The sequence below is a fragment of the Bradyrhizobium sp. BRP22 genome, assembly GCF_020194175.1.
Lineage (GTDB): Bacteria > Pseudomonadota > Alphaproteobacteria > Rhizobiales > Xanthobacteraceae > Bradyrhizobium.
This window is the reverse complement of sequence record NZ_JADYVX010000030.1, coordinates 45,148-59,105: the sequence shown is the minus strand read 5'-3', so window position 1 is coordinate 59,105 and position 13,958 is coordinate 45,148. Positions and strand designations below refer to the sequence as shown.

Annotated in this window: 13 protein-coding genes; 3 read left to right on the top strand and 10 right to left on the bottom strand. The window is 64.2% G+C overall.

Going from position 1 to position 13,958, the window contains the following annotated elements; genetic code table 11:
* Positions 1-33: 33 nt before the first annotated feature.
* Together I6F35_RS29455 and asd are read right to left on the bottom strand one after the other, a co-directional pair.
* Positions 34-768: an NUDIX hydrolase gene (locus I6F35_RS29455; RefSeq protein ID WP_225121162.1), complete on the bottom strand. Its 735-nt coding sequence runs from the start codon at positions 766-768 to the stop codon at positions 34-36.
* Positions 769-999: 231 nt separating this feature from the next.
* Positions 1,000-1,869 (bottom strand): archaetidylserine decarboxylase, encoded by an 870-nt coding sequence (gene asd / locus I6F35_RS29450; RefSeq protein ID WP_225121161.1) that lies wholly within the window; start codon positions 1,867-1,869, stop codon positions 1,000-1,002.
* A gap of 34 nt (positions 1,870-1,903) precedes the next feature.
* Here asd and I6F35_RS29445 point away from each other — a divergent pair, with 34 nt between their 5' ends.
* Positions 1,904-3,568, top strand: coding sequence for an aminotransferase class III-fold pyridoxal phosphate-dependent enzyme (locus I6F35_RS29445; RefSeq protein ID WP_225121160.1), 1,665 nt, complete (start codon positions 1,904-1,906; stop codon positions 3,566-3,568).
* A gap of 212 nt (positions 3,569-3,780) precedes the next feature.
* Here the strand turns inward: I6F35_RS29445 and I6F35_RS29440 are convergent, their stop codons facing one another.
* The 3 genes from I6F35_RS29440 to I6F35_RS29430 all read right to left on the bottom strand — a co-directional run bounded on the left by I6F35_RS29440 (position 3,781) and on the right by I6F35_RS29430 (position 6,471).
* Positions 3,781-4,410, bottom strand: coding sequence for a hypothetical protein (locus I6F35_RS29440; RefSeq protein WP_225121159.1), 630 nt, complete (start codon positions 4,408-4,410; stop codon positions 3,781-3,783).
* 285 nt (positions 4,411-4,695) lie between these two features.
* The gene (locus I6F35_RS29435) at positions 4,696-5,388 is read right to left on the bottom strand and encodes a methyltransferase domain-containing protein (protein ID WP_225121158.1); all 693 of its coding nucleotides are present in this window, start codon (positions 5,386-5,388) and stop codon (positions 4,696-4,698) included.
* Positions 5,389-5,415: 27 nt separating this feature from the next.
* Positions 5,416-6,471 carry a glycosyltransferase family 1 protein gene (locus I6F35_RS29430; RefSeq protein WP_225121157.1) on the bottom strand — a complete coding sequence of 352 codons (1,056 nt, stop codon included), beginning with the start codon at positions 6,469-6,471 and terminating at the stop codon, positions 5,416-5,418.
* 136 nt (positions 6,472-6,607) lie between these two features.
* Here I6F35_RS29430 and I6F35_RS29425 point away from each other — a divergent pair, with 136 nt between their 5' ends.
* The gene (locus I6F35_RS29425) at positions 6,608-8,008 is read left to right on the top strand and encodes a TAXI family TRAP transporter solute-binding subunit (protein WP_225121156.1); all 1,401 of its coding nucleotides are present in this window, start codon (positions 6,608-6,610) and stop codon (positions 8,006-8,008) included.
* 106 nt (positions 8,009-8,114) lie between these two features.
* Here I6F35_RS29425 and I6F35_RS29420 read toward each other — a convergent pair whose 3' ends face one another.
* From I6F35_RS29420 to I6F35_RS29400, 5 genes are all read right to left on the bottom strand, one after another.
* Positions 8,115-8,822 carry an ABC transporter ATP-binding protein gene (locus tag I6F35_RS29420; RefSeq protein ID WP_225121155.1) on the bottom strand — a complete coding sequence of 236 codons (708 nt, stop codon included), beginning with the start codon at positions 8,820-8,822 and terminating at the stop codon, positions 8,115-8,117.
* Positions 8,809-9,552 carry an ABC transporter ATP-binding protein gene (locus I6F35_RS29415; RefSeq protein ID WP_225121154.1) on the bottom strand — a complete coding sequence of 248 codons (744 nt, stop codon included), beginning with the start codon at positions 9,550-9,552 and terminating at the stop codon, positions 8,809-8,811. The genes I6F35_RS29420 and I6F35_RS29415 overlap by 14 nt, the downstream gene beginning before the upstream one ends.
* Positions 9,549-10,478 carry a branched-chain amino acid ABC transporter permease gene (locus I6F35_RS29410; protein ID WP_225121153.1) on the bottom strand — a complete coding sequence of 310 codons (930 nt, stop codon included), beginning with the start codon at positions 10,476-10,478 and terminating at the stop codon, positions 9,549-9,551. The genes I6F35_RS29415 and I6F35_RS29410 overlap by 4 nt, the downstream gene beginning before the upstream one ends.
* Entirely contained in the window at positions 10,478-11,332 is an 855-nt protein-coding gene (locus I6F35_RS29405) for a branched-chain amino acid ABC transporter permease (protein WP_225121152.1), read from the bottom strand. The genes I6F35_RS29410 and I6F35_RS29405 overlap by 1 nt, the downstream gene beginning before the upstream one ends.
* A 176-nt stretch (positions 11,333-11,508) precedes the next feature.
* The gene (locus I6F35_RS29400) at positions 11,509-12,723 is read right to left on the bottom strand and encodes an ABC transporter substrate-binding protein (RefSeq protein WP_225121151.1); all 1,215 of its coding nucleotides are present in this window, start codon (positions 12,721-12,723) and stop codon (positions 11,509-11,511) included.
* A gap of 287 nt (positions 12,724-13,010) precedes the next feature.
* Here I6F35_RS29400 and I6F35_RS29395 point away from each other — a divergent pair, with 287 nt between their 5' ends.
* Positions 13,011-13,697 (top strand): L,D-transpeptidase, encoded by a 687-nt coding sequence (locus tag I6F35_RS29395; RefSeq protein WP_225121150.1) that lies wholly within the window; start codon positions 13,011-13,013, stop codon positions 13,695-13,697.
* The last annotated feature ends 261 nt before the right edge of the window (positions 13,698-13,958 follow it).

Here is a 13,958-nt window from a genome sequence, read left to right as displayed (position 1 = left end):
CCGTTTGGGGAGAGGTGAGCGAGTGCACGGCGTTCAGGCCGCGCGGCGGAGCCAGTCCCTGACGCGCTGGATCAGGTTTCTGCGCGACGCATGTGACGGCCGCATCGGCACCGCATCGATGACGACTGGCTCGATGTCAGACGCAAACGACGGCGGGATCTGGCTCTCCGCCGCAGCAGGAGCTGATATCGCGGGCTCCGCCGCCTCGGTGGTAGAGCGCGGCTCCTCCTGCGTGACCTGCGCATCGAACTGCGCGGGCACGGTATCCGGTTCGCTGACCGAAGGCGGTGGCGCGACCGTGCGACGGGGCCGCCGCGTTGCCGGCTTGGCCGCCTTTCGCCGCGCGGCTCCGTCGAGGGCCGCAGCCTTCAGAGCAATTGGGCCGACATTTTCCAGGAACGCACGCTCATGTTCGCGCGACAGACGATCGAGCGCATCTTCGAGCGGCAACCAGTCGACCGCCTTGATGTCGTACATCAACTCGTAAGCCGGCTCGTCGCCCGCTTCCATGCGCCAATAGTGCACGACCTTGCAGCGGCCGCCGGAGTCATAGACCAGCGTGCCCAGGAATTCGTGCACGGACACCTCGTGCCCGGTCTCCTCCAGCACCTCGCGCTCGGCGGCCGCGCGCGGCGTCTCGCCATCGTCGAGCTTGCCTTTGGGCAGCACCCATTCGTTCCGCTTGCGCAGGCGCACGACCGCAATCAGCGGCGTCGCTTGCCGCCGCAGCACAATGCCTCCCGCCGCCAGAACAGGCGCCCGCGCCATCTCTGTTCCCGAATTGCTCGAATGCCGAATCGTATCGGGACGATATAGGAGCTTCCAGCGGCAAAATCGAGATTGGAGCGCGAGGAGTTTGCCTCCGCGGGCGAAGCTGTTTCTTCCCATCCCGAGGAGCGCAAAACGCGTCTCGAGGGATGAGGCCACCGGCCGGGCCTCATGGTTCGAGACGCGCCTGCGGCGCTCCTCACCATGAGGACAGAGAGTGGTCGCGTGGCTCTACGCTGCAGGCTTTCTGAACAGCGGCTCGCCGGCACGGATGCGGGCGCCATCGGCGACATTTTCGCAAAACTCGAAACGATCGGGAGTGAGCACGATGATGGTTGAGCCGTGCTCGAACCAGCCGAGTTCGTCGCCTTTCGTCGCGCTGGCGTCGCAGGGGAAAGTGACCGGGCCCCTGGTCTGCGCATTCAGCGTGCGATTGAGGAAGTGCAGCCGGATGCTTGCGACCAGGATCGCGGCGACCGGCACCAGCGTCAGCGGCTCGCCGGTTGCAAGACGCGCCTGCAGCACCGCGCGCTCGTTCTTGCAGAACAGGCGCTCCACCCGCTTCAGCGCGATCGGATTGACGTTCCAGACATCGCCATGAATGAAGGTGACCTTCTCGATCCGGCAGTCTGCCGGCGCGTGGAACCGGTGATACATGCTCGAGGTCAGCCGCAAGGTGATGAAGCGGCCGTTGCGGTGCCGCTCGACCAGAGCGGGATCGCCGAGCAGGTCGAGCAGCGCGTAGGGCGCGCCCTTGATCTGGAACAGTTTGGTGTCCTCGATCCGGCCATGCGCCCCAATGATGGCGTCCGACGGGCTGGCAATGACGGCGGGGTCCGGATCGAACGGGCGCAGGCCGGGGCGGAGCTCGCGCGTGAAACAATCGTGCAGGCTCTTGAATTCGGTCTTCTTGGCCTCCGACAGGTCGAGGTCGGAGAACAGCCGCCAGCAGGCGATCGAGAGGTCGCGCACGATCGGGTTCTCGATTTTGGAGAACCAGCCCATGAAGCGGGTCACGGCCGCCCGCGGGATGCGGTTGGTCAGCAGGAAATTCAGGTCCTCCTGCTGGGTTATCGACGAAATCAGGCCGCGGACTGTCATGAATCTGTTAGCTGCCGACGTTAGCGCTTCTGGCATGGATACGTCCCTTCCGATTCTCTCGCTGTCCGCCGCCGCGCTTGCCGGCGCCGCCGCAGCTTTCCCCAAGATCCAGGCTCGCCTGGCGCTGTCGCGCGCCAAGCATCGCTCGCTGACCGGACATTCCAAGATGTCCAAGATGGTCGCGCGGTTGGTGCCCCATTACGAATTCGATATCGACAAGTTCTTCGCCGTCGACGGCGCGCCGCGCGAGATCGCGATGCAGCGGCAGGACGGCTTCTTCCGCCTCGCCGGCTTCTACGCCCAGCACTATGCCAAGGGCCGGCAGATGACCGCGGAGGCGGCGCAGCATATCTCCGACCTGCAGTTCACCGAAAGCTACCGCGTGCCGTTCCAGTTCAGCCGGCTGGTGCGCGAGCATCTGAACACCAGCGCGTTCATGCAGTCGTCGTCGGGCGTCACCGTCACCGATGTCGACGGCAACGTGTTCTACGACCTCACCGGCTCCTATGGCGTCAACATCTTCGGCAACGACTTCTACAAGGAGTGCATCGCCGAGGGCGAGAAGCGCGCGCATGCGCTCGGCCCGGTGCTCGGCCCCTACCACCCTGTGATCATCGACAACGTCAAGCGGCTCTGCGAGATCTCGGGCCTCGACGAGGTCTCGTTCCACATGTCCGGCACCGAAGCGGTGATGCAGGCGGTGCGGCTGGCGCGCTATCACACCCGCCGCACGCATCTGGTCCGCTTCGCCGGCGCCTATCACGGCTGGTGGGGCGACGTGCAGCCCGGCGTCGGCAATCCGGTTTCGCCGCACGAGACCTATACGCTGGCCGACATGTCGGAAAAGACCCTGCATGTGCTCCGCACGCGGCGCGATATCGCCTGCGTGCTGGTCAATCCGCTGCAGGCGCTGCACCCGAACGCCAATGCGCCCGGCGATTCCGCACTGGTCGACAGCTCCCGCGGCGCCAGGTTCGATCGTTCCGCCTATGCCGAATGGCTCAAGAAGCTGCGGGAGGTCTGCACCGAGCGCGGCATCGTCTTGATCTTCGACGAGGTGTTCGTCGGCTTCCGCATCGCCGCCGGGGGCGCCCAGGAATATTTCGGCGTGCGCGCCGACATGGTGACCTACGGCAAGAGCCTCGCCGGCGGCCTGCCGATCGGTGTGGTCTGCGGCCGCAAGGAATTGATGCGGCGCTTCCGCGATGACAAGCCGGCCGACGTCTGCTTCGCCCGTGGCACCTTCAATTCGCACCCTTACGTCATGACGGCGATGGACGAGTTCCTGAGCCGGCTCGCCAGCCCGAATTTCCGCTCGATCTATAACGGACTGGACGAGACCTGGAACGGCCGCGCCAAGCTGCTCAACGACCGGCTGAGCGCAGCAGAGCTCCCGGTCCGCGTCGCCAATCTCTCGTCGATCTGGACGGTCCATTATACCGAGCCGTCCCGCTACAACTGGATGCTGCAATATTACCTGCGCGCCGAAGGGCTGGCGCTGAGCTGGGTCGGCACGGGACGCCTGATCTTCGGCCTGAACTATAGCGACGCCGATTTCGCCGAGGTTGCCGATCGCTTCGTCGCCGCTTGCGAGAAGATGAAGCGCGACGGCTGGTGGTGGCACAAGCCTGGCGTCACCAACAAGGACATCAAGCGGCAGATCCTGAAGGAAATGCTCACCGGGAAGTTCGGGCGCTAGGCGGTCTTTTCTCTCCGTCACGCTGTCATTCCGGGGCACGCGCAACGCGAGCCCGGAATCCATCGAGCCGCATGCGCCGGCGGCGAGATGGATTGCGGGCTCGATGCTGTCGCATCGCCCCGGAATGACGGGACCAGAGACAAGGATGCCCGGGACGAGCCCGGGCATGATGTAAGCGAACACAGCGAAGTCGTTCTGTTGGCAGCAGGCGCTCAGGCGTGCTTCTCTTCCAACTCGCCGGCCAGGTGCAGGCCGGGATCGATCAGCTCACCCTTCAGGAGCGCCAGCGGCGCCTTGTGATAGAGCTTCAGGTCGTGGAAGGGATCGGTGATGATCTTGGTCATCCAGACCAGGCCGGTCTCGATGTCACGGATGAAGAACAGGTGCACGGTGCGGAAGATGAGCCCGCCGATGCCGACCGCGAGCCAGATCTTGGCGACCTGACGGGTGAAATCGGCCAGCGTCTCCCACGGCGCGAACAGGCCGAACAGGGTCGGGTCGGCGAGCAGCACCAGCGGCGACAGCGCCCAGATCGCCATCAGCACGACCTTGCGCTGCAGGTTGTAGCCGACCTTGATCTCTTCCTTGTGCTCATGGGTCGCCTGGTTGATGTGGTCATAGCCCCGCGGCTCGAAGAAGAAATGACCGGCCTGGCGCGAGGTCATCGAGACCAGCCAGCCGACCAGCGCCGAGATCGCCGGATCGAAGAACAGCATCACATAGGCGAACAGGAAGCTCAGGGCGCTGACGAAGTGCAGGCTCTGATTGATCCGGCTGTGATGGTAGTAGCGGTGGTCGTCCCAGCGCTGGGTTCGCAGTTCCTGCAGAAAATTCCTGATCATTCTTTCCCCCAAGAGGATTTCGGGACGTGCTTACAGAGATTCGATGTACGGCATATGACATCATCATAATGACATATGACAGTGTGCAGCGACGCGGTGACGCAACGAGGCGACTGTGTCCCCTCATCAAGGATTGACTGTCTTCCCTCATCCTGAGGAGCGCGGAACGCGCGTCTCGAAGGATGAGGCCCGGACGAGCACTGCGGCCTCATGGTTCTCGAGGCGAAGCGAAGCTTCGTCCGGAGACGGCGCTACGCGCCTCCTCACCATGAGGGTCGAGAGGGACTAGGCGGCCTTGGCCACCTCGGCCTTGCGGAAGCGGACCAGCGAGAAATGGCCGAGCGGCGGGATCAGGCGGCGCTCCGCCAGCTCGATGCCCTTGGCGCCGGAAAGCCATTTGGTGTAGCGCGACCAGGCGAACTCGGCGGTTCGGAAGCCGAGCGGCCGCACGACCGGCTGCAGCTTCTGCTCGATGAAGCGGCGCACGCCGGCGTCGGCGCTGACGCGGGTCAGGATGATGAGCTCACCACCCGGACGCAGCACGCGCGCGAATTCATCGAGCGCGGCTTCCGGATTCGGCACGGCGGTGACGACATATTGCGCCATCACCACGTCGAAGGAGTTGTCGGGAAATTCGAGCTTCTCGGCGTCCATCACCGCGAGCCCCTCGATATTCTTCAGGCCGAGTTCGGCAACGCGCTTCTTCGCCTTCTCCAGCATCGCTTCCGAAATATCGGTGCCGAAGATACGGACGTGCGGGGCGTAAAGCGGCAGCGAGATGCCGGTGCCGACGCCGACCTCGAGCACGCGGCCGCCGATCTTGTTGGTGGCGTGGATCGCCGCGGCCCGGCCCTTCTTGAACACGCCGCCGAACACGAGATCGTAGACTGGCGCCCAGCGGTCATAAGCCTGCTCGACCGTCTCACGATCAAAATCCAACTGGCTGCTTCCGTCGAGTTTGATGATGTTGTCTGCCATCGTTAGCTTGCCTTCTCGTCTTGAAGATTAACCTTGCACCGCGCTCCGGCCGGCGACGCGGCGGGCCGGACGCAACGCCCGGCTCGGCTGCAACGCGGAGAGATTGCCGATGAACTGCCGCGCACTGTTCTCCCAGGAACGCTGCAGCGCGAAGTTCCGGCACGCCTCTCGCGACATCGTGAGCGCGCGCAGGCATGCGGCGCGCAGATCGGCATCGATCGCGCCGATCGGATGATCCGCTATCACGTCCTTGGGACCGGTGACCGGAAACGCCGCAACCGGCGTGCCGCAGGCGAGCGCTTCGAGCTGGACCACGCCGAACGTGTCGGTGAGGCTCGGGAACACGAACACATCCGCCGCGGCGAGATGCGAGGTCAGGTCCTTCCCGGTCTTCTCGCCGAGAAAGACGGCGTTCGGATATTTCCGTTCGAGTTCGGCCTTCTGCGGCCCATCGCCGACCACGACCTTGGTGCCCGGGAGATCCAGCGACAGGAACGCTTCGAGATTCTTCTCCACCGCGACGCGGCCCATGGCCATGAAGATCGGCCGCGGCAGATCGAGCCTGGCCGGATGATCGGGATTGAACAGTTCGGTATCGACGCCGCGGGTCCAGAAGCCGAGCTTGCGAAAACCGCGTTCGGCCAGCACCTGGCGGAGCGAGACGGTCGCGACCATCGTCATGGCGCCGGCCGCATGGAAACGGCGCAGGATCCAGTAGCCGACGCTGGCCGGAAGCCCAGTGCGGACCGACACATATTCCGGAAAGCGCGTGGTGTAGGACGTCGTGAAAGCGAGCTTGCGGCGCAGGCAATGGCCGCGCACGGCCCAGCCGATCGGACCTTCGGTGGCGATATGGATCGCCTCCGGCTCCGCCGCCTCGATCCGCCGCGCGATCTCGCGCCGGTTCGGCAGCGCCATGCGCAGCCCCGGATAGGTCGGCACACCCAGGGAAGGAAATCCTTCCGGTGTCAGGAAAGTGATCTCGGCACCGAGCGCCGCCGCGCTACGCTGCAGTGACGTCAGCGTGCGCACCACGCCGTTGACCTGCGGATGCCAAGCGTCGGTCGCAACCAATATCCGCATCTCGAAAACCCGAAGCGTTAATGATTCTTTCGGGCCAGAAGTTCTGACATGGATATTTCAGGCGTATGACGTCATCGATATGTAAGGAAGGTTTTTCGGGCAACTCACACGCTTTTTCGGCTAACATGACAGAACGATGTCAGAGACGCGTGAAGATCCGGCTCCCAGGCGCTCGCGGCGGAAGCGAAAAAACTACTCGCTGCTGATCCTCGCGGTCGGCCTCTTCCTGTTCGGCTGCGCCGCCGGCACGCTCTATTATTTCCTGCGTCCGATCACGCTGACGATCGCGGTCGCCCCTCCCGGCAGCGAAGACCAGAAGCTGATGCAGGCGCTGGCGCAAACCTTCGCCCGCGATCAAAGCCCGGTGCGGCTATCGCCGGTGGTGACGGAAAACGCCGCCGAGAGCATCGCGGCATTGACGAGCTCGAAAGCGGACATGGCGGTGGCGCGCGCCGACCTCAACCTGCCCGCCAACGCCGACGCGGTCGCGGTCCTGCGCAAGAACGTCGTGGTGCTGTGGGCGCCTTCCGGCCTGCGCGCGAAGGGATCGCGGCGAGCGCCGACGCCAAAGATTAAGAGCATCGATGAACTCGACGGCCATCGCATCGGCGTGATCGGACGGACAGAGGCCAATGTCACGCTGCTGCGCGTGATCCTGAGCGAGTCCGGCGTCAATCCCGACAAGGTCGCGGTGACGCAGTTCGCGATCAACCAGATCGCCGAGATGGCGCGCGATACGACGCTTGATGCCTACATGGCTGTCGGTCCGCTCGACAGCAAGATTACGGCGGGCGCGATCGCAGCGACGGCCACAGCGCGCGGCGAGCCAAAATTCTTGCCGATCGACGTTTCCGAGGCGATCGCCGCAAAGCATCCGCTTTATGAATCGGCCGAGATCGCGGGCAGCATTTTCTCATCCTCGCCGGCCTGGCCTGAAGACAAGGTCGAGACCGTCAGTGTCGACCACCTCATCATCGCACTGCATTCGTTCTCGGACACCGCGATCGGGGCTTTCGTCCGCCAGCTCTTCAACGTGCGCCAGCAGCTCGCGCGCGAAGTGCCAGCGGCAGCGAACATCGAGAAGCCCGACACCGACAAGGACGCAGCACTGCCGGCGCATCCAGGCGCGGCCGCCTATATCGACGGCACCGAACGCACCTTCATGGACAAATATAGCGACTATATCTGGTTCGCGATCCTCGGCCTGTCGGGCCTCGGATCGGTCGGCGCCTGGCTGCGGCATGCCTGGCGCCGCGACGAGCGCGACCGCTATCTGGACCATCGCGACAGCCTGCTCGAACTGATCGCCAAGGTGCGGCAGGCGGAGACGCCGGAAGCGCTGGCTGCGATGCAGAGCGAGGCTGACGGCGTGCTGCGCGAGGCGCTCGACTGCTATGACGACGGCGCCATCGAGGAAGGCGACCTCTCTGCGATCGGCCTCGCCCTCGACCAGCTCCACCATGCCGTCGCCGAGCGCCGCGCCATGCTCGGGATAGCGCCGCCGGACGCCCCGCGAATGCGGGCGATGCCGGGTTGAAAGATAACGATCCGCAGCCCGGGTGGAGCGCAGCGCAACCCGGGACGTCTGCGTCCTTGTTTACGAGCGGTCCCGGGTTTCGCTTCGCTCCACCCGGGCTACGAGCTCAAACACCCAGATACACCTGCCGGATATATTCGTCGCCGGCGAGTTCTTTTGCGCGACCTTCGCGGACGGTGCGGCCGTGTTCGAGCACGTAGACACGATCGGCGATACGCAGGGTCGCGGTGGCGTCCTGCTCGACGATCAGGATCGCGGTGCCGTCCTTCCTGATCTTCTCGATGGCGTCGAAAATCAGGCCCTTCAGCCGCGGCGCGATGCCGACCGAGGGCTCGTCGAGCAGCAGCAATTCCGGCCGCCCCATCATGGCGCGGCCGATCGCCACCATCTGCTGCTCGCCGCCGGAGAGCGTGCTCGACTGCTGCTGCTGTCGCTCCTTCAGCACCGGGAACAGCGCGAACACGCGTTCGAGATCTTCGGCAATCTCGGCCTTGTTGCTCCTGAGATAGGCGCCGAGCTGCAGGTTCTTCAGGACAGACAGTTCGGGGAACAGCCGCCGTCCCTCGGGGCAATGGCAGATGCCGCGGGCGACGACGTCATAAGGCGGCAGCCGCTCCAGCGTCTCGCCCTTGAATTTCAACGTGCCGGTCGAGCCGATGGCGCGCGAGATCGCTTTCAACAGCGTGGTCTTGCCGGCGCCGTTCGGTCCGAGCACGCCGACCAGCTCGCCTTTGTCGACGGTGACGCTGACCTGCTCGACGGCCAGCGCCTTGCCGTAGCGGACGCTGAGATCTTTCACTTCAAGCAGAGGCATGGGCAGCCTCCGTTTTCCCGATATAGGCCTCGATCACGCGCGGGTTGCGTACGATCTCGGCCGGCGGCGCGATCGCGATGATCTCGCCGAAATCGATCGCGATGACGCGCGACACCAGCGCCATGAACTCCCGCAGCTTGTGCTCGATCAAGAGGATCGTCAGCTTCTGCTCGCGGTGCAGCCGCTTGATCAATTGCGCCAAAGGCTCGATCTCGCTGCTGCCGAGCCCTGCGAAGGGCTCGTCGAGCAGCAGCAGGTTCGGCTGGGTGGCGAGCGCACGCGCGATCTCCAGCCGCCGGAGGTCGCCATAGGGCAGCGTCTCCACCGGCTCGCGCGCCTTGGACCCAAGCCCGACATGGTCGAGCAGCTCCTGCGCACGCGCCTCCTTGTCATGCGCGTCGCGCGCCCGCGGCGACAGGCAGGCGACGACGACGTTCTCCAGCACCGTCATGCCGAGGAAGGGCCGCGTGAGCTGGAAGGTGCGGGCGACGCCGCGGTTGACGATCTTGTGCGGCGCCAATCCCCGCAACTCCTGACCCTCGAACAGGACGCTGCCGGAGTCGGCGGCGATGAAGCCGGTGAGCAGGTTGAACAGCGTGGTCTTGCCGGCGCCGTTCGGCCCGAGAATGCCGGTGAGCTCGCCGGACTCCAGCGAGAAGCTGACATTCTTGGTAGCCGTGAGGCCACCGAAGCGCTTGGAGAGATCCTTTACTTCAAGAATGGCGCTCATCGGAAGCGCTCCGTCAGCCGCCGCCACAGCGGTGCGATCAGCCCGTTGGGCAGGAAGAACAGGATCAGCATCAAGGTCAGCGTATAGACCCAGAGCCGGTATTCGCCGAATGTGCGCAGAAGCTCCGTCAGCAGCGTCAGCATGATCGCCCCGAGCGCCGGCCCGTAGATCGAGCCGATGCCGCCGACATAGACCATGATAATGACCGTGATCGACACCACGACCGAGAACAGCGGCGGGCTGACCTGCAACTGATAGTGCGCATAGAGCGCGCCGCCGAGGCCGGCGAAGGCCGCGCTGATCGTCAGCGAGGCGATCTTGTAGAAGGTGACATTGATGCCGGCGGCCTGGCAGGTCGCCTCGTCGCCGCGGATCGCGCGCAGCAGGAGCCCCCAATGCGATTGCGCCAGCGCGGTGAGGATCGCGACCGCCGCGACCAGGATCGCCAGCACGAACCAGTAGTAGTGCAGCGGCGACTGGATCAGCGGATCGAGGCCATAGAGCCCCTCCTCGCCACCGCTATACTCCCAGAAGATCAGGCAGAGCCGCTGCATGATGGCGGAGGCCGACAGCATGGCGAGCGCGAAATACGGCCCGCGCAGCCGCAACGTCGGGAAGCCGACGATGAGACTGAAAGCGACCGCGACCACCACCGCCGTCGGCAGGCTGTACCAGGGATTGGCGTACCAGACGGTGGCAAGGAAGCCGGCCGTATAGGCGCCGGCGCCGATGAACAGCGAGTGCCCGAAATTCTCGCGGCCAGTGAGCCCGGACATGAAGTCCCAGCTCGCCGCCCAGATCGCGTAGATCACGCAGACCGTGAGGACGCCCGTGAAATAGTTGCTGTTGAGCAGCACCGGCGCGAGCGCCAGCAACGCGACGACGACGATGGCGCCGGAAAGGTCGACGATGGAAAGCTGCTTCATCAGAACGCCGCCCGCCGGCCGAGCAATCCGGACGGCTTGATCATCAAGGTAACGACGACGGCAACCAGCGACACCAGTTCGGTCCACGAGGACGAAATGAGATAGGCGACGATGGTCTCGGAATAGCCGAGCAGGAGCGCGGCCAGGATGCTGCCCGGGATCGATCCGAGCCCGCCGACGATGACGATGGCGAACGCCTTCACCATCGGCAGCAGTCCCATGGTCGGCTGCACCGTAAGGAACGGCGAAACCAGCACGCCCGCGAGTGCCGCGGTGCCGGCCGAGATCGCCATCACGACCGAGAAGATGCGGTTGGTGGGAATGCCCATATATTGCGCGGCCTCCGGATCCTGCGACACCGCGAGGATGGCTGCCCCGAGCCGTGTGCGCTGGATGAACAGCCACAGCAGGAGGAGCACCAGCACGCCCGCGATCAGCGCAAGCAGCCGCTGCCCGCCGATGTCGACGCCGCCGATCGAAATCTTGTCCGCCACGAAGGACGGCACGTTGCGATATTCGGAACCGAAGGTGATGAACAGCCCCTGCTCGACCGCGAGCGACACCGAGAGCGTGATCATCAGGACCGCGAGCTGCGAATAGCGCAGCGGGCGAACCAGGAACCGCTCCATCAACACGCCGAACAGCGCGACCAGGAGCACCGCGAGCGGCGCCGCGATGAGCAATGGCCAATGCAATACGCCGGTGAAGACATAGGCTGCATAGGCGCCGAGCGCATAGAACGCGCCATGCGCGAGATTGAGAATCCGCGCCACACCGAAGATCAGCGTGAAGCCGACCGCGAGCATGGCGTAGATCGCGCTCGACACCGCGCCATAGATCAGAATTTCAAGCATGTTATCCCTGTAGAACGTCGCGAGAGCGCGTTAGAGCGTTTTCGAGCGAAGTGGATACCGGTTCGCGTGAAGAAAACGCGTCAAAACATGAATCCAGGCTTCGGTTCTGCAGAACCGAAGCTCTGGTCGACCGGCCACACCGAAGCGGGCCGGTCGCCCAGCGAGAACAGACGCGATCAGTTGCTCATCCAGGGCGGAGCGATCATCTTGCCGGTGGCCGATTCCTTCGGCCAGACCACGACGCGCTCGCCATTCGGCTGCCACTGCACGAACAAGAGGTTCTGCAGGCCGGGGCCGGCTTTGACGTCATGCAGCTCGTCGAACACCAGCTTGCCGGCGATGCCGACATGGTCGGTCTTCTCAAGCTCCTTGATGACGGCGTCGGCCTCGGTCGACTTGGCGCGGGCGACCGCGTCAGCATAGACATAGACCGCGTCATAGGCGCCGATGCCGGTATAGACCGGCGCGGTGCCGTAGCGTTTCACGAACTCATCCCAGAACGGAATGGTCTTCGGCGTCAGCGGCGCGCGGATTGCGAACATGCCCACCGTCTCGCTGTTGGCCTTGCCGCCGACGCGGGTGAAGAAGTCGGCGTCCTGGCTCTTGACGTCGATGCCGCCGATCGGGATCGGCACCTGCGCGTCATGCCACTGCTTGACGAACACGTCGGAGGAGGCGTGCGACAGGATCACGATCAGGTACTGCGCGCCGCTGTCCTTGACCTTGGCGAACAGCGGCGAGAAATCCGCGGTCGAGGTGTCGAAGAATTCCGCGAGCTTCACCTCGGTGCCGCCGTCGATCGCACCCTTCTTGAGGATCGGCACCAGATCCTGCACCCATTTCGCGTTCTCGCCGACGATCGCGATCTTGGTGTATTTCATGTCGTTCTTGAGCTTGCCGTTGATGAAGTCGACAAGCGCGCGGGCCTGGTGCGCCGCGTTGACCGGGAAGGCCCGGAAAATATACTTGTAATTGTCGTAGTCGGCCTTCACCTTCGCGGTGATCGCGGGCGACGCGGCGCCGACCCCGATATAGATGGTCTTGGCGCGGGAGATGTGCGGCAATTGCGCGAGCGTGACGCCAGAGGTGTAGCCGCCGATCAGCACGTCCACCTTGTCGTCGGCGGTGAGCTTCTTGATCGCGGCGATCCCCTGTTCGGGGTTCTCGGTTTCGTCGGCGACGATGATCTCGAGCTTGCGCCCGAGAACGCCGCCCTTGGCGTTAATCTCGTCGGCCGCCAGCTTCGCTGCATTCTGGGTGTCGCGTCCGACCTGGAGCTGGATTGAGGTCGGCACACCGATACGGATGGGCTGCTGGGCTAAAGCGGTTTGGGTGGAAATACCGAGACCGAGAATGCTCGCGGCTGCGAACCATTTCAAGAATGGCTTCATTTTTAAACTCCCTGCCGCAAAAGGCCTTTTCTGCCTGATGCGTTTGTTTTTCTTCTAATTGCACCAACACTTTGCCCGCGACGGAAACGGCGAGTCAAGAACGTAGGTTGGGCAGCCGGGCACAGCGACGAAATGCAGCGACGAAATCTTAACGAAACAATTCCTTATCCCCACGAAACCATTTTGGCGATTTCGTGCAAACGTCCCGAAACGCTTGACCTGTACTGAATGGTCCCAACGACGCGCCACAAACGGCGCAACAGGGCGTAGTCAGACAGGGGTCGACAATGATTAATTCCATTAAGCGAAATGCGCGTTTGGCCGCCGCCGCTTTGGGCGCGCTGGCGATTGGTACCATTGGCTTTTCCACATCGAGCGCGGCCGCGCCGTTGCCGTTCTTCCCGTTCATCATGACGCCGCCGACCGAAGCCGCCCCGCCGCCTCCCACGGAAGCTGCGCCGCCGCAGGATCAGGGCCGGTTCGAACTGCCCGCGCGCCTGCGCCGCCAGATCGTCAATTACGCGACGCGCGAGGCGCCCGGCACCATCATCATCGATACCCCGCACACTTACCTCTATTACGTGCTCGGCAATGGCCAGGCGATCCGCTATGGCATCGGCGTCGGCCGCGACGGCTTCACCTGGTCCGGCGTCCAGACCATCACCAGGAAGGCGGAATGGCCAGATTGGATCCCGCCGCGGGAGATGATCGCCCGCCAGCCCTACCTGCCGCGCCACATGGCCGGCGGCCCCGGCAACCCGCTCGGCGCCCGCGCCATGTATCTCGGCGGCACAATCTATCGCATCCATGGCACCAATGCGCCGGAGACGATCGGCACCCACGTTTCCTCCGGCTGCCTGCGGCTGACCAACGAAGACGTGATCGACCTCTATTCGCGGGTTAATGTCGGAACCAAGGTGATCGTGCTGCCGATGACCGACCGCCGCGCCGATCTCGGTACGACCGTGCGGTAAGCATTGAAAGAACAAGTTCAAGAATGGCTCCGGCGCTGGTCGGGGCCATTCTCATTTCGTGGACTCTCGTAGCCAGGGTGGAGCGAACGCGTAACCCGGGACATCTGCATCAACGTTTGCCACAATCCCGGGTTACGCTGAGGCTTCACCCGGGCTACGCACCGGGCATGCTCAGCCAGCAGCGTCCGACCCAGAAACGCCGCAGCGCGGACACCGGTCCGCCGCACTGGCGCATCTTTCCCCTTCCCTATAATAAGCGAA